The sequence below is a fragment of the Anatilimnocola aquadivae genome (assembly GCF_049819085.1).
Taxonomy (GTDB): domain Bacteria; phylum Planctomycetota; class Planctomycetia; order Pirellulales; family Pirellulaceae; genus Anatilimnocola.
Map to the genome: position 1 here is coordinate 6,135,697 of NZ_CP187419.1, position 20,850 is coordinate 6,156,546.

Here is a 20,850-nt window from a genome sequence, read left to right on the forward strand (position 1 = left end):
TGGTAGTGGCGGAAGGCAGGCCGCGACGAATCAAGCCGCAATCAATTACGAATCCAGCAAGGTCAAACGCCCGCTGCTATCACCCAGCGTGGCAATGCCGGCATCCATGCGATCGAGCATCGACAGGAACAAATTATTCAAAGGAATTTCGCGATCGGTCATCAAGTGCTGCCCGGCTTTGATGGTACCCCCTGCTCGTCCCGCCAGCACCACGGGAAGGTCATCGTGGCGGTGCCGATTGCCATCGCTCAATCCGCTGCCGTACATGATCATGCAGTTGTCGAGCAGCGAGCCACTTCCTTCCTTGATGCCCTTCAGGTTCTTCACGAAGCGGCCAAATTCATCTGCCAGGAAACGGTCGATCTTTTTGATTTGATCGATCTTCTCGTCGTCGTTGCGATGATGGGAGAGTTCGTGATGGCCGCTATTCACACCGACGGACCGGTAACTGCGGTTGCTCCCTTCGTTGGCCAACATGAAGGTGGCCACGCGCGTCGAGTCGGTCTGAAAGGCAATGGCGAGCAGGTCGTACATCAAGCGAATGTGTTCGCGCAGGTCGCTGGGCGCGCTTTCGGGAGTGGCGAACTCTGGCACTTCCTTGGCGGCCACTTGTTCGGCCCGCTGAATTCGCTGTTCGATTTCACGCACGCTGGTGAAGTATTCGTCGATCTTGTGCTGATCGGTCTGGCCCAAATCCTTGCGCAGCGACGAGGCCTGCTCACGCACCAGATCCAGCACGCTGCGACGAACCTTGTTGCGTTTGGCTTGATCAGCTGTTTGCTCTTTCGTACCGAAGAGTCGCTCGAACGCGGCGCGCGGGTTGATCTCCTTCGCCATCGGAGTCGACTCGGTCTTCCATGAAATGTTGTTGCTATAGCTGCAGGCGTAACCGCTATCGCAGCCGCCAGCGTCGCGGCCTCGTTCGATGCCGATCTCGAGCGACGGCAGCCTGGTGTACTCGCCGGCCTTCATGGCAGCCACTTGATCGACCGACATACCGACTTTGATATTGGCACCCGAAGTCTTTACCGGATGCGCTCCGGTTAAGAACGAAGCGGCCGAACGCGCATGGTCGCCAGGGCCATCCCCCTTGGCTCGGCCATTGTCTTGGGCGAGACCCGAGATGATTGTGATATCGCTTTGCACATCCTTGAGCGACTGCAGCGTCTCGGGAAGTTCGTAGTCCTTGCCAGCTTTTTCTGGCTTCCAGGCCGGCATGATCGCGCCGTTCGGGAAAAACACGAAGCCCATGCGCACGGGTGCTTTGACCGTGGCTTTGCCGGCAGCAAAGCCAGTGCCCGGAAGCATTGCTTCGAGCAGCGGCAGGCCCATGGTGCAGCCCAAACCCTTGAGCAGGGTGCGACGATCCAGCAGGCCAGAAGTCATGATCTTGTCACTCATGGTTTTCCTCCGTCGCCGCGGCGTTTGCGAAACGGATCGCTCAGCACGATCTCGGTCACCACGGTTGAAATGCGAAATTGATCCTGCTCGGCCGCCTTCACGATTTCTTCAGTCGCACAGCGATCGTAAGGCGCAAGCCCGCGACCCAATGCGTACACCATCATCTTTTCGGTAAAGCAGCGGGCAAACTCCTGCTTTCGCTGCACCAGCACACTGAGCAGTTCGGTTGGTCCGTTGAAACGATCTCCGCCGGGCAATACGCCGGAAGGATCGATCGCATCCTTACCATCCCGCTCACGCCAGCGACCGACACCATCGAAATTCTCCAACCCGAAGCCTAGGGCGTCCATGGTCTTGTGACAAGAAGCGCACACGGCATTCTGACGATGCAATTCTAGCTGCTGGCGCAGCGATAAATCGGGTTTTGCCTTTTGGGTGGCGTCGAGCTGTGGCACATCCGGCGGTGGGTCCGGCGGCGGAGCCCCCAGAATGTTCTCTAAAATCCACTTTCCTCGCTTCACCGGCGAAGTTCGCTCGGGGTTTGAAGTGAGCGTGAGTACACTTCCCTGTGACAAGACACCTCGTCGAGGCAACCCCGTCAAACTGACGCGGCGAAACTCGTCGCCGGACACTTTTTCGATGCCATAGTGCTTGGCCAACCGTTCGTTGACGAACGTGAAGTCCCCGCGTAAGAAATCGACGATGCTGCGATCTTCTTTCACGATCGTCGAGAAGAACATCTCGGTTTCGCGGCGCATGTCGGCCTTTAATCGCTCGTCGAAGCCGGTAAAGACTTTCGGATCGGGCGACGTGCCATCGAGCATCCGCAGGTTCAACCATTGCAGGGCAAAGTTCTGCGTCAGCGCTTCGGCCCGCGGGTCTTGCAACATTCGCTTCACTTGCGCACGCAGCACCGCTTCCTGGCTCAGTTGTCCTTTGGTTGCCAGGATGAACAACTCGTCGTCGGGCATGCTGCTCCACAGAAAATACGAAAGCCGTGTGGCCAATTCGTACTGACTGAGATCGTGAGCCTGCGTGAAGTCGTTGGGCTTCACATCGCGCTCGATCCGGAAGAGGAAGTGAGGCGAAACCAGGACCGCTTGCAATGCGACCTGCATGCCCACTTCAAACCGTTCACCTTCGCTCACCGCTTGTTCGACAAGCGAGATGTACGGCCGAACTTCCGGTTCCAGCACTTTGCGGCGAAAGGCCCGTTGCATCAGTGGCCGCAGGTTCGCGAGCGCCGCTTGATTCACCGTCGTCGATTCGCCTGGAATACTCACCAGCAGCCGGCGATGTGATTCGGGATAGTCTTGCAGCGAAACCTTCAGCGGACCGCGCACTTCGAGCGCCGTGACATAGAGGTTGCGATCGCGCCGCTTGGGATCTTCGGCCTTCTCGTCGTAAAAGTCATTCAGAAAGTGAGCCGATAGCTCGATCTTGCCTTTGGGCAAGTTGACTTTGAGTTCGTAGTTTTTTTGATTGTCACGCGGGGCAACGACATCGAACACCTTGAGCACCTTGCCATCGCGGCGTAGCTCCAACTCGGCTGGATCGCGATTGATGTTTTGCGCGCCAGCCACCGCCCGCACCATGTACTCGCCCGCTTTGGGAATCTCGAAGGTTCCCTTGACGCCACCGCGCGACAAGATTCCCCAGCCATCGCGACCATTCTTCCATTCGCCCTCGACGGCTTGCAGTTTGCTGTCAATCCGCTGCTTCTTCACGAGCGAATCGGGATCGGCAACGATGGCGGCCGTGGAGATTTTCTCGGCGGCAGACAGGTATTTTTCCAGCAGCAACGTGGGCAGGGAAAGCACATCTCCCTGATTATCAAAGCCGCTGCCAACATCGTCGGAAGGAAAATCGTCGGCAGGCTTAAACGTGACACCCGCCAGGTCGCGAACTGTGTTGTTGTATTCCGCGCGATTGAGTCGGCGGATGGTCACTCGCCCCGGATCGGGCGCGGCATCACAGTCGAGGCGATAGATGGTCTTCTCGATCCAGGTGACGACAAACTTCCGCTGGTCGTCGCTAGGCTGCGGACGATCATCGGGGGGCATCGCCGACGACTGCAGCATTTCCAGGATGTGCTGCCAGGTCTTGGCGTCGGCTTCGACTGCAGTGGGATCTTTGTAGCGGTCGAGTTGCAGGCCACCTTCGGGCTTCTTGGTGCTGTGGCATTCCAGACAATACTGTTTGACGAACGGGACGATTTTTTTCACGTACTCATCGTTGAGTGCCGCTGTCGATGGAGCAGTCGTCGATTGAATAGTCTTACCCGCTGCAGGCTGAGCCCACGCGCGAGAACATAAGCCCACCAGCACCAAACTGGCAATCAGTTGGCCAGCGACCACGCGTGAAGTTAAGAGGTGCAGCAAATGCATCGTTCCAGACCAGAGAAAGATCAGGTGGGGTGAGTCCCTTCAGCGACCTCTCATTCTAGCAGAAAGCACCAACAATTCTCGCGAAATCGCCTCGTTTTGCCTGCGGGACCGCGCATGAGTGTCGCACGGCCGCCGGTTTCGACTAATCTGCTTAGAAGAGACACTTTCGCCTAAGATTCAAGGCTGCCGATTTCGCCATTTCCGTCTCTCTTTTCCCCGAGTCACTTTAGCTGTCATGCGTTGGCCACTTCGGCTCCAAATTTTGACGCCGATGGCCATCATCCTGCTGATCACAGTGGGGAGTGTCAGCGTGTTGAACGCCTGGCTGGCAGCTGCACGCGTGCGAGCCGATGTCGAAGCCCAATTGCGAGACGTCGCTCGCACTTTGGAAGCGGGAAACTTTCCGCTGGAATCGAATGTCCTAAGACAGACGAGCGGTCTATCCGGAGCCGAGCTATTGGTAGTGAGCGAAACGGGCGAGGTTCTCGCCAGCAGCTTGGCCGTCGAAGTTCCCACGCCCCAACTAACGCCGGCTACCGACTGGCGAGAGTTGCAGCTGCAAAACACCGTTTCATTCGCGGGCGACTCTTATTTTCAGACGGGTGTGAAGCTCGACCGTCGGCCCGTGGGAGGCGGGATTGTCGACCTGCACATTTTCTACCCTGAGTTGGCCTGGCAGCAGGCAACACGCCAAGCGGCCATCGGTCCACTTCTGATTGGCGTCGTCGCGCTTTCAGTTGTCAGTCTTGCCGCATGGCTGGTTGCCGCTTCAGTGACTCATCCAGTTCGTCAGTTGCAAACGCAGGTCCAGGCGATCGCCCAGGGGAACTATCAATCGCTGCCACTACCCGAACGGAATGACGAAGTTCGTGATCTGGCAGCAGCGGTAAATCAACTGGCCGAGCGCTTGTCGCAATACGAGGAGGAGGTGCGTGGCAACGAACGCTTACGCACCTTGGCTCAATTGGGAAGTGGGATTGCCCATCAGGTTCGCAATGCGGCAACCGGCTGCCGCATCGCCATCGATCTGCACCAGCGTGAATGTCCGCTGGGGCGGGACGAACAACATTCAGAACGGCTGCAAATCGCCAAACGACAACTCACTCTCATTGAAACTCACGTGCAGCGACTACTGTCGCTGGGCAAACCGAGCGAACCAGTCCACGAGCGAATTGAATTGGCTGCGTTGCTCGAAGATACGCTCGATCTGGTTCGTCCGACCGCTTTGCACCTCGGGGCTGAACTGCAAGTAGCCAGCGAATGGCCGAACGCGGCGACCGAAGGCGATGGCGAGTCGCTCCAGCAAATGATCGTGAATGTGCTGATCAATGCCATTCAAGCGACCACCGCTGGTGGCGCGGCTCACCTGTCGCGTCCCGCGCGTGTCACCTTGGAAGCTACGCTCATTGGCTCTACGCTTACAATTGCAATTGGCGACAACGGCCCGGGGCTGCCAGACCACGTGGCCGAGAAACTTTTCGTACCCTTCCAATCCGACAAACCCGGCGGTACCGGCCTGGGCCTGAGCGTGGCCCGCCATACGGCTCGGCTGCACGGCGGCGATGTCCGCTGGGAACGGATTGGCGATCTGACGTGGTTCTATCTGGAGTTACCAAACTGGCATGGCTGGAATTCTGATCGTTGATGATGAACAGGCTATCAACTGGGGCCTGGCCGAACTCGCGAGGCAGTTGGGACACGAGCCTCACACGGCTGCTTCGGCCGAACAGGCGATTGCTCTCGCCGCGAAAATCAAAGCGGCGGTGATTCTGCTCGACGTTCGCTTGCCGGGCATGGACGGCCTCACCGCGATGTCCAAACTGCGCGAGTTGCTACCCGAAGCAAAGATGATTGTCATGACGGCTCACGGCGACCTTAGCACCGCCGTCGAAGCAGTCCGCGAAGGGGCCTTCGAATACATTGTGAAGCCGTTCGACACGACGCAGATCGAACGCTTGATCCAACGCGCCCTGACGCAAGTGGCGACCGCGCCCGCGGACTATAGCCCGCCAATCAGCAAGGGAGGCAGCTTGCTGATTGGCAAGACGCCCGGCATGCAGGAGATTTTCAAGCGAATCGCCCTGGTATCAGCCAGCGATGCCTGCGTGTTTATCTCGGGCGAAAGTGGCACGGGCAAGGAACTGGTTGCCCGGGCCATTCACCAATACAGCAATCGTGCGAACGCGCCGTTCGTGGCCGTGAATGTCGCAGCGCTCAGTCCTTCACTGGCGGAGAGTGAACTGTTCGGTCACGTTCGCGGCTCGTTCACGGGTGCCGATCAAAACCGCGCGGGTTTGCTCGCCGATGCTGATGGCGGCACCCTGTTTCTCGACGAAGTGGCCGACATTCCCCTGCCCGTGCAAGTGAAACTGCTTCGCGCGCTGGAACATGGCGAGGTGATGCCCGTCGGCTCGGGACGCACCACGCGCACCAATTTTCGGTTGATCTCGGCCACGCATCAGGATCTTCTTTCCAAAGTACGAGAGGGCACCTTTCGCCACGATTTGTATTTTCGCCTGTGTACGTTCCAGATTCACTTGCCACCGCTGCGCGAGCGGAAAGATGACCTGAAGCTGCTCGTGAATCACTTTTTGCATCAACTGGCTCCAAATAAGTCTCCCAGTAGTTTCACGACTGCGGCGTTGGACGAAGCCGAACGGCGACCGTGGAATGGCAATGTGCGGGAACTGCGAAACGCGGTCGAACATGCCCTGATTGTCGCGCGCGAAGGACCGATTTTGCCCGAGCACTGGCCCCCGGCCATGCAGCCCATTCAAGCCCCTGATCCTCAGAGCGAACCACTCGAACAACGACTGAAGAAGTTGATTCGGCAATGGGCAGAAGGCAAACTGCAATCGCCGGCGGATGTCAAAACGCTCTACGACGAACTACTGCAACAGGTGGAACCGCCCCTGCTCGAAGCAGCGCTCGAGCGGAGCAAAGGGGAATGCCTTGCCGCATCTCGCTGGCTGGGGATGCACCGGACGACGTTGCGAAAAAAACTCGATCAGTATGGCCTGCAGGGTGACGAGTAAGCGGGAATAAACAGCAGGCGAGCTGGCTCATGCTGTTGCCGCTCGTGTGGCAGGAGCAAGTTCGTTCATGGCCGATTCCCCGCAACCCAAACCTTCCAGCTTGGTCCTTGCTCGTCGTTTCACCTTGCGGTGGATTGGACGGGGGTGTGCCGCGTTTTTGCTCGTGTACTTCGGCTTTCTCACGCTCGGCTGCGTGCCAGTCAATCGTGATTACCAGGTTCCGCCCGACAGCGACTCCGTCACGATCCTCATTCGCAGCAACGAGATTCATGCCGATCTGGTCCTGCCGGTTTTCAACGACCGAACGGGCCGCAACTGGCACTCGCTGTTTCCGCCGGCAGACTTTCAGCGGGACGTCAGTCGCGATGAGTATGTCGCCATTGGCTGGGGAAACCGGGCCTTCTTCGTCGATACGCCCACGTGGGAGGAGTTCAAATTCTCGACCGCCGCCAAGGGCCTCTTCACGCCCAGCGAGTCGGTTCTGCATGTCGAGTATGTGCCGCTCGCTTACACCGACGGTTACCACCCCGTTCGCATTACCCACGCCCAGTATCAAACGCTGTGCGAGCACGTCGATCGAACCATCGGCAAGCTCGACGCCGCAGGTCACGCGGTGACCGCGACTCCCAAGACGCACGGCAGTAGCGATCGCTTTTACTACTCCACCGGCACCTATCACCTCTTCAGCACTTGCAACCAATGGGTTGGCCGCGGGTTAAAGCGGGCCGGCGTGCCGACAGGCCTGTGGACCCCGCTGCAGCAACAAGTGCTGCTTCGGTTGCCGGAGAAGAGTGGGAGAGAGGGAGACGGGGAGAGTGGGAGCAGGAAACACGATTAGCCGCCCAATCGTTCTTCAATGTGCTCCGTAAGCAATTGCCAAGCTCGGCGTTCTTGTTCGCCGGCTGTCTTTTGAACGAGCGGTGTGAGCCGTGTGATCTCGGCGCTGATCTCTTCATCGGGCAAGATGCCGATGCGGGTGGCGAGGATTGCTGCTTCCACAACTGCATGCTTCGCGCGATTGAAGCCAAACCAGTCGCGCACACGACCACTCTCGACTACTTCGCATTGAAAGGTCGCCCGCGGCGGCGCAACTTCGGCAGCGTTCACTCGCAGGGCAAACCAGCGGCAACAATCAGCCAGCGCGTAACCCGGCGGAGAAGCAATCGGCACCACTGGAGGCATCGCCTCGATCTTGCCGATGGCGCCGCGAGCCAGCAGTTCGACATCGTCTGTCAGATGAAATACGGCGACGCCCGTGCGCTGCATGTTGGCAAAAGTTTGCGAGGTGCAGAACGGTCGCAGCGTAAAGGTTCGCAAGTCGCGCTCGACGAGTGGCCCCATCGGCGCTAGATGGGGCGAACCATCGGCAGCGGCGGTGATGACCAGTCCTTCGACAATCAGCCGATCGGGCGGAGTTGTATCCATTGATCGGCTCTCAAAAGGTGACCGGGCGACTGGGCAGAACGTACTCAGGCTCGACCGGCGGATGCTCGTCGAGCACGTCAGGCACAGCCGTTGGCTCGATACCAGCGGCCCGCAGAAAGTTCGCCAGCACCAAGTAGCCGCCTTCCGTGAGGATTGACTCTGGGTGGAATTGAACACCCAATAGCGGCCATTGCCGATGAGCAACGGCCATGATCGTGCCGTCGCTCGTCGTGGCTGTTACTTTTAACTCGCTAGGCACTGTTTGCGGATCGATCACCAGCGAGTGATACCGGCCTACCGTCAGCGGAGAAGGCAAGCCCGTAAACAGACCGCTCTGATCGTGCTCAATCTGGCTGGCTCGGCCATGCATGGGCTGATTCGCCAGGACGATCTTCCCGCCGAGCGCTTCACCAATCGCCTGATGCCCCAAGCAAACACCAAGAATCGGGATCTCGCCCCCGAGTTCGCGGACCACTTCGAGCGAACAGCCAGCCTGCGTTGGTGTGCAAGGTCCGGGCGAGATCACAATCGCCTGTGGCTGCCATTCACGGATCAAAGCGATGTCTACATGGTCGTTGCGCACCACTTGGGTTGTTGCACCCAGGCGGCGAAGGTATCTCGCCAGGTTGTGCACAAAGCTATCATAATTATCAATCAGCAAGATCATCGTTAGTCCACAATCGCCCGGAGCATTCCCGCAGCCTTGGTCCAGGTTTCTTCGTACTCATGTTCGGGCGATGATTGCGCCACAATGCCGCCGCCCACGGGAAACTGCCACCAGCCTTTGCCAGCCGTGATGGTTCGAATCAAGATGTTCAAATCGAGCGAGCCATCGAAGCCAAGATAGCCGATGCTGCCGCAGTAGGGACCGCGGGCCGTTGGTTCTAGTTCGCTGATGACTTCCATTGCCCGCACTTTAGGAGCGCCGGTGATCGAACCGCCAGGAAAGGCCGCGCGGACAAGATCGAGCGGCGAGTTGCCGTCCGCGAGATCTCCCTGGACAACCGACACCAGATGCTGCACGTATCGATAGCTCTCGATGCCGCATAACTGCGTGACCCGAACAGAATCCGGCTCGCAGACTCGCGACAGATCGTTCCGCAGCAGATCGACGATCATCACATTCTCGGCGCGATCCTTTTCGCTCCCTTGCAGTTCGTCGCCAGCAAACAGATCGGCTTCCGCGCGAGAGGTTCGCGGTCTAGTCCCTTTGATCGGACGAGCCTCAACTCGGCCCCGAACCACCTGCACAAACCGTTCGGGCGATGCGCTGGCGATTTGAAATTCGCCCAGATCAAAGTAGGCGGCGAAGGTCGCTGGGTTTCGTTCTCGCAGGCGCAGATACAGCGAGAGCGAATCACTGGCAACGGGAAATAGCAACCGCTGGGCGAGATTCACCTGAAAGACATCGCCCGCGTAGATGTAGTCGATGGCCCGCTGAGCAGCGGCCAGATATTGCTCGCGCGAAAAATTGCTAACCAGCCCCTTCGGTCCTGGAACGGGATAGCAGGGGGCCAGTTGTTCGCGCGAGAGGGACTTCGTGGGCAGAGGGGCTACAGCCTTCCCGGGTGCAGCCAACAGCTGCTGAAACTGCTCCAATCGCCGACGTGCACGATGGCCACGCTGGGGCTCGTCCCATTCCGGAAAGCCATGCGAGATCAGCCAGGCTCGCTGCTGCAGATGGTCATAGGCCAGCACAATGTCGTACAGACCAACTGCGGCCGCAGGTATTTGAAACTCGTCGTACTTAGGCAGTGGTACGCGCTCCAAGCTGCGGCCGAGGTCATAGCTGAGGAGGCCCGCTACCCCGCCCTGAAACGGCGGCAAGCCTTCAACCGTTTTGGCCTGCCACGGCAGCAATTCCAGGTCGATGAGTGCGTCGTAGCCATTGGCCGGGAACTGCAGAAAGTCGAAAGGATCCGCGGCGATAAACGAGTAGCGGCCGAGCTTTTCATTCTGCAGCGCGCTATCGAGAAACAGCACGTGCGGCAACGCGGCGAGGCGACGAAACGCTTCGGCGGGCAAAGGTGGGCGTTCGAGTTCAACCACTAGCGGCGCTCTCGTCTGCTCGGACTCGCTCACGGCGCATCTCCCGGGCGAGCCGCTTTCACATTCGTCTTGCGCAGGCGATGACTCTCTTCTTCCACGGTCAGGTAGCCCCAAGCGAGTGCTTCGTCCTGGCGATATTGTTTGCTCAGTTGGAGTGCAATCGCCGCCTTGCACATTTCGTAGCCCAGATAAAACGCGTGACCGGGATCCAGTTGCGCGGGAGCGTGATGATCAGCCGCGCCACCGAATCCTGGATGAAGCAGTCGCTCGAAGAGGAGAAACGGATCTGCATCAGCCAGATGCAGCCCGGCACTCACGACGTGTACTTCGCCCCGCTCGGCGAAGATGCGGTAGTTGTTGTCTTTAATGGCGCTGGCCAATTGATCGAGCGTCTGCTCTTCCGTTTCGCTGAGCTTGGGATCTCTTAAGGTGACCAGGCGCGGCTCGAGTCGCTTGGGCGGCACGCGCTGGATAACGGCATGGCGGACGAGCCGTCGCGCAAGATCGCATTCCCGTACGCTCGTTCGCGACCAGTTAATGACCTGCGTCGTCAGAACGCTGCGAATCCCCACTTCCTGACAAAAGCCCAGCAGCAGGGTATTGATGCCCGCCGAGTCGCAGTCGGTCAGTTCGGTGAGATTGCCAATGCCCATCATCATTTCGACATCGGGATACCGCCGGCGCACTTCCAGGTAACGCCCTAAACTGGCCGCAAAGCCAAAGCCGATCGGTTCCAGCACGGCATCTATCCGCAGCGGAACCTTCGCTTGAGCTAGCTGCTCGATCGTCTCTTCGAGTCCGCCCAGCGTGGGAAAATCATCGGGAATGACAATCACCTCGCAGCCCCAATCGCACGCGGCGTCGCGGTTGCTGCTGTTCACCGACAGCACCAACTCAGCACCCGCTTTCACCGCGGGAGCGACCTCGCGCGGATCCAGGCTGTCGATCGAGACTCGCAGGCCTTCATCACGCAGAGCCTTGACGCAATCTGCCACACCCAGCCACGGCCCGCCAGGATCGCAGCCAACGTCAATCAAGTCCGCACCATCGGCGGCGAGTTTCTGAGCTTGGGCAATGATGGCGGCCAGTGACTGCCGGGGTGCGTGATTGATCTCGGCAATGATCTGAATATCGTAAGCGCCGTACTCAGCAGGCCGCTGGTTCTTGCCGCCAAGATACTCCGGAAGTTGCTGCAGATCGCGCGGGCCGATTTGCACCGGCACGTTGATGATGGAAGTCAGCGGAGCCAGATCGCCGTGGCAATAGCCGGGCAAGATCACGCGCGTGGCAACCGGCGGCACCTGAATATGCTTGGCGATCCAAGCGGGTGACATCAGGGCCGCAACCGTGATGGGTAGCACGTCGATCGAGTACGCAAAGCCTCGCTCGGCGGCAATCTTGGCCACGACAGCGCGCAGGGCAAATTCAGCCAACCGCCCGGTGACAAAGTGCAAATGTTCGCCGGGCATACAAACCTGAAGCAAGGAGACAAACGTCGACTGGTGAGCTGAAAAATGAAGGCCAATTGGGAAGGATTCAGCATAGCATCGCAGTGACACCTTTGCCGCTGGAATCACACGGCTCGATCAGGCCGAGCCAAACCGAAAGCCGCCGTTCACGGCAATGACCTGGCCGGTGATAAAGTCCGCTGCCGGCGTTGCCAAAAAGCGAACGGCCGCCGCGACATCCGTGGGCGTTCCCCACCGTTCACGCAGTGACTCTCGCCTTGCCCGATCTTGCCAGTAATCCGAAGTCTTCTCGCCCCAGGCGGTGCGAATCCATCCGAGTGCCAGGCAGTTAACTCGCACCTGCGGAGCCAGCGATTGTGCCAGGCTGCGCGTGAATGCCATCACAGCCCCTTTGATCGCTCCGAACATTTCGCCACTATCGCCGGCCATGCCCCGTTCGGCTTGGTCCCAGCCGATGTTGATGATTCCGCCCGATCCCCGCTCGCGCATCTGCTGGCCGAGAACACGCGAAAGCGTCATGCAGGCGACGACATCGACTTGCCACAGCTGTTCCAGCTTTTGCTCGAACGTCCACTTGGCCGCATCGCCCGTTAGCACATCAGCCCCGGCGTTATTTACGAGCAGATCGACCTTGCCTTGCCACTGCCAGGCTTCGCTGGCCAAGCGTTGGACAGCGGAAAGATCCGCCACGTTCGCTCGAATGGCCAGCGAGTTTCTGCCTAGTTCGCGAATCTCCGCTACGACTTGCTGAAGTGCTTGTTCGTTGTGAAATCCATGCACGATCACATCGGCACCGGCGCGGGCCAGGGACAATGCAATCTCGCGCCCGATGCCGCCGCTCGATCCTGTGACGAGCGCCGTTTGACCGGCTAGTTCCAAGTTACCCGCAGCGTTTTGTTTCAACGGGACAGCCTTTTCTCAGCAATCAGGGAAGTTCGAAACAGGCCGCTTCCTGCCCATTCCGCACGAGCAGCAGTTTGCCCGACAGGCACAGGTTATTCCAAGTCTTCCCTTCGATCGCCTGAAACTTGCCGCGAACCTCCGCTTTTTCCGGATTCGCCGCCACTAGCACCAGCTCGCCATCCTCGCTGAGCACGATCAGTTGCTGCCCCACTCCCAATACCTGTCCGTGACCGTAACGGCCGCTGCGCCAGCGCGATTTGCCCGTCGCGATCTCCACGCATTCCAGCACACCGTCACTCAGGCCGTAGGCATGTTCGCCGATGATCGTCACGTTGGTGAACTTGGTCTTCAGCACCCGGCGACTGGCCCACACGGTCTCGGCACTCAACTTGTCTCCATCGGCGTTGATCTTGAGCAGGCTGGAACCCTGTCCATATCCTTTGCTGATGAACAACCGGTCGCCGTCCAGCGGAAAGGCCTGCGAGACGTTCGCGTCACCCGAACTGTTGCCCTGCCAGTCGTGCCGCCACAGTTCCTTGCCGGTCTGTGGATCGTAGCCCGCAAGGGTCACTTCGTTCACCGCCACAATCTGATCGACGCCTGCAACTTTGGCAAACACGGGCGAAGCATAGCTAATCTGATCGTCGCCCGCTTCCCAGACAACTTCTCCAGTCACGCGGTCGTAGGCAATCAGCGAGTGCAGATTCTTTCCCTCGCCGCCCGCAGGAAAGACCACTAGATTGTTGACGATCAGGGCCGAGCCGCTGCGCCCCCACTGCACCTTTCTCTCGGCCTGGCTTTGCGTCAGACCGTAGCGTTTCAGCAGGTCATCTTCCCACAGCAGCTTGCCCGTCGCTCCGTCAAGGCAGCGAACCAGTCCCGTCGCTCCTTGGGCGTAGACTCGGCCTTCATGGATGGTGGGAGTGGATCGAGGCCCCAGGCCGCCCAACGGATTGTCGTGCCTGCCAGGCGCGGCATGATGCCACACCAGTTCGCCATCAGCAACTCGATAGCAGGTGATCCACTCGTCGGGACCGCGCTGCTCCATCGTCACCGCGTAGCCATTCCGCACCGCGAAGCCCGCCCAGCCTGGGCCGACGTTGTGCTTCCACACTTCACGCGGCGGATTCTCTTTCCAGTCGCTGGCCAGCTGAGTATCCGGCACCCAGTTGCTGCGGGTTGGTCCCAAAAACTGAGCAAAGTCGGCAGTCGTTTCGGTAGTCAGATCGATCCCCGGACCGCCAGTTTCCGTCGCCGGTGCGGTTGAATCCGCGACGCTGGCGGTGGGCAGGCTCGCCGGTGCTTGGTCGAGCGAGTTCTCTTCAATCGGGTACCAACGGGGAACGAAGCTCGGCTTCATGTAGCCATCGACCCCTTCGAACCGCAGGCAGGCCATCGCAATGATTGCAAACACAACCGGAGCGATGGAGACCGCGCGGCGACTGCCGAGCGAATAGTGACTGAACCAACTGAACCAGGTCCAGGCCGTGCAGAACGCAATGAAGGCGAGGAGCCAGCTTGCCATGTTCGCAGCCGCGCCATCAAAGACCCGAATCACGGTCTGGATCTCATCGACATAGATCTGCAGCAGCGGAATGAGCGCCAGGCAGATTGCCACGGTCACAATCGTGAAGAGCAGCGAAGTCGACATCGCTCGCTCCGTGCGTCGAGGCCGTACCCCAGTTGTCGTCGTGGATGTGGATTGAGGAGAAGTCGCCATGCAAAAAGTCCTAGCCTTCGAATCTCGTCGACCGCGTGCCCGTGAGGCACCCTATATCTGCTGAGCGCGAAACGTGGGCGGCAGTTACAACCGCATTGCCAGCAGAGAAATCACCACCGGCCTCGCGGCAACCTCATGCTACCGAAATGGCGCCCTATCGCGTAGCCGCAACGTCTTGCTCTCGGGATTATTGCAAGTCAGCGATTTCTGCCCAGGGAATCGACGTAACTTTTTGCCTGGCAGCTCCCGATTCAACCAACTTGTTCAACTATCGACGGGATAAACCAACGGGGGGTCTGCTCGGGCATCTTCCCTAAGACCATTAGCTGCCGGGTGTTGTGGCGAGTTCGTCCTGTCAGATTTAGAGCCTACTCGTTGATAAACCCGGCCCTTATCTGAACACCACCCGTTTAGGTGTATCGTGGACTTGCGTCGATTGAGGGACAAGCATTTTGAGCCTGCTACGTATTTCCCGCAACCGCACAACAGCGGCATGCTGAATTTGCTGCGATGCTCTCACTATCGCGGAGGAGAGGCGACCGTCGTCGAACTTGCTCGAATCCAATTGCAATACTTTTGATATGGACGGTTTTACATTAAGTGTCCACTTCACTAAACGTGAATAATTGCCGAGAGAGGTGAGCGCTGACTGCATAATAGCCAAAAATAGAGGACTGAATTGACTTACACAAATATTATCTTGCAGTTGTGATCTTTACTCACCTGTCAGGAGAAAAAGAACATGGCCAATCATTGGTACAAACCTCAGATTCCTCGCAAAGGATGGCAATGTGTAGACGTGATTGATATTCGTGATGGAGGCGACGTCGCTGTAGATGAAGCTTCCTATGCAACGTGTGAGATGTGTGGGAAAGAGCAGGTTCGCTTCGTACACTGCCTCAAACATGATCAATACGACGGGCGATTGGAAGTCGGCTGTGTTTGCGCAGAGCATTTGACTAACGACTACGCAAATCCTAAGGCGCGAGAATCAAAACTTAGGAACAAGGCAATCAGGAAATCAAAGTGGCTCAAACGCAAGTGGAGGATTTCCAAGAAGGGAAATCCTTACCTAAACACTGATGGCCACAATCTAGGTATCTATCCGAATAAATTCCGACCAGGAATGTGGCAGTTCCACGTTGATGGTGAGTTCAGCAAGGAGTCATTTGCGACAATGGAGGCCGCTAAATTAGCTCTGTTCGAGGCATTCTGGGAACACCTTCATGATTAGCCGGAAATCGAAACGCAACCTGCTTGAATTCGCTTGACCGTGCCCGGCAGAACGAATAGCTTATTACCCATGCGTAGCGATTGATGGCTGAGGGAACCGCCTTAGCTGCCGCTCGTGGCCGCATCCCGCCCCTATCGCCCGCCCTCAGGAGGCTCCCCCATGCCTCGACCGTGTGTCTCACACAGCTTGTTCGTTGCTGCGAGCATCTTGCTCGGCGGTCTCTTGGCAGCAAGCCACGCCAGTGCCGAAGAAGCGAAACAGCCCAGCCTGCACGAGCGCATCGATGCCTTGATTCAACAAGGTTCCGTGGGACCAAGTGCCGCGCTCTGCAGTGATGCCGACTTTGTCCGTCGGCTGTGGCTCGATCTGGCTGGCATGATTCCGCCCGCCGATGAAGTGCGGGCCTTTCTGGCCGATACAGCAGCCGACAAACGAGAAAAACTGATCGACCGGCTGCTCGCCAGCCCGCAGTTCAATCGCCATATGACCCTGCTGCTCGATGCGGTCATCAACGAGCGCCGCGCCGACAAAGGAGTGACGACCCCCGACTGGCAAGCCTTCTTGTATAAGTCCCTCACCGAGAACAAGCCACTCGATCAACTGCTGCGCGAAGTGATTCTGTCGGACGGTGCCGACGCTAACCTGCGCCCGGCAGCCAAGTTCATGCTCGACCGCGATTGCGAACCGAATGTCGTCACGCGCGATATCGGCCGTCTCGTCTTCGGCATGGATCTCCAATGTGCCCAATGCCACGATCATCCGCTGGTCGACGACTATCTGCAGGCCGATTATTACGGTCTGTATGCCTTCGTCCTGCGTAGTTCGGTCTTCGCCGATCCCAAGAACAAAGCGACGCGCCAAATCGCGGAAACCGCCGACGGCGAAGCAAACTTCAAATCGGTCTTCACCGGCCATAGCGGCGACAAAGTGCAGCCTCGGCTGCCGAAGGGGCTCAGTATCTTCGAACCGGTCGTCAAGAAGGGTGAAGAGTACGTCGTCAAACCAAGCAAAGAGACGCGGGCCGTGCCCAAGTTCAGCCGGCGAAAACAACTGGCGGAAACCTTCGAGGACAGCATTCCTTTCCGCCGCAATCTGGCCAATCGTTTATGGGCCCAGGTCATGGGGCGAGGCCTAGTCCATCCGGTCGATAATCATCACCCGGCCAATCCGCCCGCTCATCCGCAGGTGCTGACGATGTTGGCGGATGAAGTTCCCCAGCTGAAGTACGATCTGCGCAGCATCCTCCGAGAACTGCTCCTCACGAACACTTACCAGCGAAGCTGCGAAATCGAGCCACCAAGCAACAGCGACCCCGCTGCCTTTGATCAACTATTAACGCAGTTCACTGCCGTTCGCACCGAACTCACTACCGCTAAGGATCAACAGCAGGCGGCCTGGAAAGAGCGAACGACCGAGTTGGAAGCAGTCCGCAAGCAACTAGCGGAAGCTGCCAAGACGCTCGATCCACTTAAGGCCGCAGTCACCGCAGCCCAGGCCGAAATTGTGAAATCTCAAACGGAAATCACGGCCGCGACAACCGATGCGGAAAAGAAGAAAGCACAAGCGGCCGCTGTCAGCACCGCTGCCACCAAAGCCAAAGAAGCTGCGGACCTGCTGAAAGACGACAAGGTGCTCATCGACGCTGCCGCCAAGCTGGCCGAGCGTGCCAAGGCCCTGGAAACCGCTGAAGCGGCTGGAGCCAAGAAAGTTGCCGACCTGACTGCGGCTCTAGCGCCGTTGGAAGCCAAAGAAACAGAAGCTCAGGCTGCACTCGACAAAGAGACCGCTGCGCTTCCTGCGCCCGCGAAGATTCTGGAACTAGAAACAGCCGAGCGAACCGCCAACGCGGCCTTTAACGATGCGCAGTACGCCCTGGCCGATCTCGACGCCCGCGAGTCGCTCACGAAGCGGCTCAAGCAGCATGCCGAGTTGCAACAGACTGATGTTGCCGCCGCTGCGCGACTTTGGAACCAACTCGTCGAAGACTTGGCCAATCGAGGCCAGATTGCACTACTGAAACCACTCTCCGCCGAACAGTTTGCCCTAAGCACCATGCAAGCCGCGGGACTCATTTCAATACAGCAGCAGGCGGCCGAAGTGGCCATGACCAAGTCGGCTCCTGAAGAATGGAAAAAAGCCAGCGACGCCGACAAGCCCGCCGTGATGAAGAAACTGAGCGAGCCCAAGGTCTTTGAAAATGTCCGTGGGCAGCTCAACGAGTTCGTCCGCTTGTACGGCGGCCTGCCGGGGCAAGATTTTCAAGCCACGGTCAACCAAGCTTTGTTCTTTGGCAATGGCAGCGTGCTCGAGACCTGGCTCAAACCGACGCCCGGCAATCTGCTCGCTCGCATGAAAGACAAGACTGAACCCGCTGAAGTCGCCGACGAGTTGTACTTTGCTGTCCTCAATCGTGGTGCCACCGCCGACGAAATCACCGCCGTCGCCGACTTCCTGAAAGATCGCACCGACCGCGACATCGCCCTCAGTGAACTCACCTGGGCCTTACTCGCCAGCAGCGAATTCCGATTCAATCACTAAGGGAAATGCAGAACGAAGTATGCAGATTGCGGAATGAAAAGAGCCCGACTTCTGACCGCGAATTCTCTGCTCTCCTCCTGTCTCAAAATTCAGAACACTTAACTCAAAACTATTTACCCCGAGGCCCGCTATGCGATGCAACTATGCTTGCGGCACGATGGATCATGCTGTTTCTCGCCGGGGCTTTTTACAGTCCGCAGCGCTAGCGACGGGAGTCGCCGCCGGCAGTTGGGGCGGCGGTTTTGTTCAGCCTGCGATTGCGGAGCAACTAACCACGTCGCAAAAGCGGGTACTGAATATCTTTCTGCATGGCGGCGTGAGCCAATTGGAAACGTGGGACCCGAAGCCGAACACCGATACGGGCGGTCCGTTTCGCACCATTCCGACGTCCGTTCCTGGCATGCACATTTGCGAACTGCTGCCGCACACGGCCCAGGTGATGAATCACCTAGCCATCATTCGCGGCATCAACACCCGCAATGGCGATCACGGCAAGGGACAGGTCGAAATGTCGACCGGTCGTGATCGCATTCCTGGCACCGACTATCCACACTTTGGTGCCGTCACGGCCAAGGTGCTCACTCCCGAACAGTTCCCGCTGCCTGGCCACGTGCTGATTCATGGTGGCGGCAATGGCAACAGCCAATCGGCCTATCTGGGGCCGAAGTACGCGAGCGTGTCGTTGTCGGACGGCAAAGCCCCGCAATATTCTGAACGATTGGCCAGCGTGAGCGAAGCTGCTGAGGCTCGTCGCAATCAATTTCGCCAATCGGCCAGCGATCGCTTCGCCGGTCGTCGTCGCACGGCCGATACCGACGCCTACACTTCGTCTTACGAACAAGCGCGGCAATTGATGCAGCGGCGTGATGTCTTCGATGTGACGAAGGAATCCGCTGCCGACCAGGAGCGCTACGGCAAGCACGAGTTCGGCCAGCACATGCTGCTTGCCCGCCGACTGCTGGAACAGGGTGTGCCGTTCGTCCAGGTGAATCACTCGAACTACGACACACACTTTGAGAATTTTGATTTTCACATCGAGCAGTTGGGCGAGTTCGACAAACCGTTCGCGACACTCGTCGGCGACCTGGCCGACCGCGGTCTACTGAAAGACACGTTAATCGTCGTGATGAGCGAATTCGGGCGCACCCCCAAGATCAATCGCAACTATGGTCGCGATCACTGGGGCACGGCGTGGAGCGTGTGTGTCGGCGGCGCGGGCATTCAACCCGGCGCGATCATCGGCAAGACCAACGACAATGGCACGGCGGTCACCGATCGCGAAGTCGACCACGGCCATTTGTTCCACACGTACCTGAAAGCGGTGGGGGTCGACTCCAAGCTGGAGTTCAACATCGGCGGCCGGAAGTTCCCGATTGCCGATCCCGCCAAGGGCCCCATTTCGGAGTTGCTCGCATGACCCAAGCCGAAGCCAAACCCGAAGAGAAAAAGCCTGACGAACCAAAGCCCGCTGAGAAGAAGCCGGAAGAGACCAAGCTGGTCGATGTCGATCCGGCCAAGACGCACGAAGCGGCCAAGTGGAAGCACAATCGACCACTGACTGCGTGTCGCTTCGACCCCACGGGCAAGTTCGCCTTTACCGGCGCGGAAGACAACACCATTCAGCGCTGGGATCTGGCCACGGGGACCATGATTCCGCTGGCCGGCGGTCACGATAGTTGGGTTCGCGCGATCGGCTTCTCGCCCGATGGCCAACAAGTCTATACCGGTGGTTACGATGGCCGCCTCATCTGGTGGCCTGCGACTGCGGAGAAACCAGAGCCCATTCGCAAAATCGACAATGCTCACGCCGGTTGGATTCGCGCGCTGGCCGTGAGTCCCGATGGCAAGACCATTGCCACCTGCGGTAACGACAAACTCATCAAGCTGTGGGATGCTGCCGACGGCAAGCTCCTTGGCGAGTTCGCCGGGCACGAAACGCACGTCTACAACATTGCTTTTCATCCATCCCTGCCGATGCTCGTTTCGTGCGACTTGAAGGGAAACCTCAAGCAGTGGGATCTAGTCGAGAAGAAACATGTGCGCGACTTCGCCGCGGCGACTGCCCTGCACAAGTACGACACGACCTTCCGCGCCGATATCGGTGGCGCCCGCAGTATTGCCTTTTCGACGGACGGCAAGTTGCTAGCGCTCGGTGGCATCACGAACGTCACGAATGCATTTGCGGGAATCGGCAATCCGGCTCTGGTCGTGTTCGATTTTGAGTCGGCTGCGGTCACCACTACCCACGTCGCCAAAGAGCCACTTAACGGCACCGCATGGGGTGTTCGTTATCACCCAAATGGATACTGGATTGGCCTCTCAGGTGGAGGGGGCGGAGGTTTTCTCTACTTTTGGAAGCCCGATGCTGTCAACGAGTTTTTTAAACTGAAATTGCCAGATAACGGTAGAGATCTCGACCTGCATGCCGATCAGAAAAAGGTAGCTGTCGCGCATTTTGATCAACACCTGAGACTGTTTGGTTTGTATACTAAGACTGCTTGAACAGGCCATCTCTCCGCGGGGCTCTTTCCTCCCACCTAGCCCCGCTTCCTGTTCGCCAAGTAAGCACCTCTCTCCCTCCGCTTGCTTGCTCGCCGGTGACTGCACGAAACCAGTGACCACACGATACAGGTCTTCACGGAATCTTGGTTTGCCCATCTCCCGGTCTGGTCCTTCAATGGATACCTGA

The 20,850-nt window shown here is 58.4% G+C and carries 15 protein-coding genes; 7 read left to right on the plus strand and 8 right to left on the minus strand.

The features are described 5' to 3' along the window. Window positions 1–45: 45 nt before the first annotated feature. Together NA78x_RS24165 and NA78x_RS24170 are read right to left on the minus strand one after the other, a co-directional pair. Complete coding sequence (locus tag NA78x_RS24165; RefSeq protein ID WP_425614952.1) at window positions 46–1,401, minus strand: DUF1552 domain-containing protein; 1,356 nt, start codon at window positions 1,399–1,401, stop codon at window positions 46–48. Next, window positions 1,398–3,782, minus strand: coding sequence for a DUF1592 domain-containing protein (locus NA78x_RS24170; RefSeq protein WP_425614953.1), 2,385 nt, complete (start codon window positions 3,780–3,782; stop codon window positions 1,398–1,400). Before NA78x_RS24170 ends, NA78x_RS24165 begins: the two co-directional genes overlap by 4 nt. A gap of 277 nt (window positions 3,783–4,059) precedes the next feature. On the opposite strand from NA78x_RS24170, the gene NA78x_RS24175 reads away from it, so the two are divergent. The 3 genes from NA78x_RS24175 to NA78x_RS24185 all read left to right on the plus strand — a co-directional run bounded on the left by NA78x_RS24175 (window position 4,060) and on the right by NA78x_RS24185 (window position 7,661). Further along, a complete protein-coding gene (locus NA78x_RS24175) occupies window positions 4,060–5,433 on the plus strand; it encodes an ATP-binding protein (protein ID WP_425614954.1) in 1,374 nt (457 codons plus the stop codon). Continuing rightward, window positions 5,411–6,823: a sigma-54-dependent transcriptional regulator gene (locus NA78x_RS24180; RefSeq protein ID WP_425614955.1), complete on the plus strand. Its 1,413-nt coding sequence runs from the start codon at window positions 5,411–5,413 to the stop codon at window positions 6,821–6,823. Before NA78x_RS24175 ends, NA78x_RS24180 begins: the two co-directional genes overlap by 23 nt. A gap of 67 nt (window positions 6,824–6,890) precedes the next feature. Beyond that, window positions 6,891–7,661 (plus strand): TIGR02117 family protein, encoded by a 771-nt coding sequence (locus NA78x_RS24185; RefSeq protein ID WP_425614956.1) that lies wholly within the window; start codon window positions 6,891–6,893, stop codon window positions 7,659–7,661. Here NA78x_RS24185 and NA78x_RS24190 read toward each other — a convergent pair. The 6 genes from NA78x_RS24190 to NA78x_RS24215 all read right to left on the minus strand — a co-directional run bounded on the left by NA78x_RS24190 (window position 7,658) and on the right by NA78x_RS24215 (window position 14,320). After that, window positions 7,658–8,248: a DUF447 domain-containing protein gene (locus NA78x_RS24190; RefSeq protein ID WP_425614957.1), complete on the minus strand. Its 591-nt coding sequence runs from the start codon at window positions 8,246–8,248 to the stop codon at window positions 7,658–7,660. The genes NA78x_RS24185 and NA78x_RS24190 overlap by 4 nt on opposite strands. 10 nt (window positions 8,249–8,258) lie before the next feature. Further along, window positions 8,259–8,915 carry an anthranilate synthase component II gene (locus tag NA78x_RS24195; RefSeq protein WP_425614958.1) on the minus strand — a complete coding sequence of 219 codons (657 nt, stop codon included), beginning with the start codon at window positions 8,913–8,915 and terminating at the stop codon, window positions 8,259–8,261. Window positions 8,916–8,917: 2 nt separating this feature from the next. Beyond that, window positions 8,918–10,330 carry an anthranilate synthase component I family protein gene (locus NA78x_RS24200; RefSeq protein ID WP_425614959.1) on the minus strand — a complete coding sequence of 471 codons (1,413 nt, stop codon included), beginning with the start codon at window positions 10,328–10,330 and terminating at the stop codon, window positions 8,918–8,920. Further along, window positions 10,327–11,766, minus strand: a complete 1,440-nt coding sequence (locus NA78x_RS24205) for a DUF6513 domain-containing protein (RefSeq protein ID WP_425614960.1) — start codon at window positions 11,764–11,766, stop codon at window positions 10,327–10,329. Before NA78x_RS24205 ends, NA78x_RS24200 begins: the two co-directional genes overlap by 4 nt. 117 nt (window positions 11,767–11,883) lie before the next feature. Continuing rightward, the gene (locus tag NA78x_RS24210; RefSeq protein WP_425614961.1) at window positions 11,884–12,669 is read right to left on the minus strand and encodes an SDR family NAD(P)-dependent oxidoreductase; all 786 of its coding nucleotides are present in this window, start codon (window positions 12,667–12,669) and stop codon (window positions 11,884–11,886) included. A gap of 22 nt (window positions 12,670–12,691) precedes the next feature. Next, a complete protein-coding gene (locus NA78x_RS24215) occupies window positions 12,692–14,320 on the minus strand; it encodes a PQQ-binding-like beta-propeller repeat protein (protein WP_425614962.1) in 1,629 nt (542 codons plus the stop codon). An 811-nt stretch (window positions 14,321–15,131) separates the two neighbouring features. On the opposite strand from NA78x_RS24215, the gene NA78x_RS24220 reads away from it, so the two are divergent. The 4 genes from NA78x_RS24220 to NA78x_RS24235 all read left to right on the plus strand — a co-directional run bounded on the left by NA78x_RS24220 (window position 15,132) and on the right by NA78x_RS24235 (window position 20,663). Then, a complete protein-coding gene (locus NA78x_RS24220) occupies window positions 15,132–15,623 on the plus strand; it encodes a hypothetical protein (protein ID WP_425614963.1) in 492 nt (163 codons plus the stop codon). 159 nt (window positions 15,624–15,782) lie between these two features. Continuing rightward, complete coding sequence (locus NA78x_RS24225; protein ID WP_425614964.1) at window positions 15,783–18,161, plus strand: DUF1549 domain-containing protein; 2,379 nt, start codon at window positions 15,783–15,785, stop codon at window positions 18,159–18,161. Between the two features lie 130 nt (window positions 18,162–18,291). Beyond that, window positions 18,292–19,578, plus strand: a complete 1,287-nt coding sequence (locus NA78x_RS24230; protein WP_425614965.1) for a DUF1501 domain-containing protein — start codon at window positions 18,292–18,294, stop codon at window positions 19,576–19,578. Continuing rightward, window positions 19,575–20,663, plus strand: coding sequence for a WD40 repeat domain-containing protein (locus NA78x_RS24235; protein ID WP_425614966.1), 1,089 nt, complete (start codon window positions 19,575–19,577; stop codon window positions 20,661–20,663). Before NA78x_RS24230 ends, NA78x_RS24235 begins: the two co-directional genes overlap by 4 nt. The last annotated feature ends 187 nt before the right edge of the window (window positions 20,664–20,850 follow it).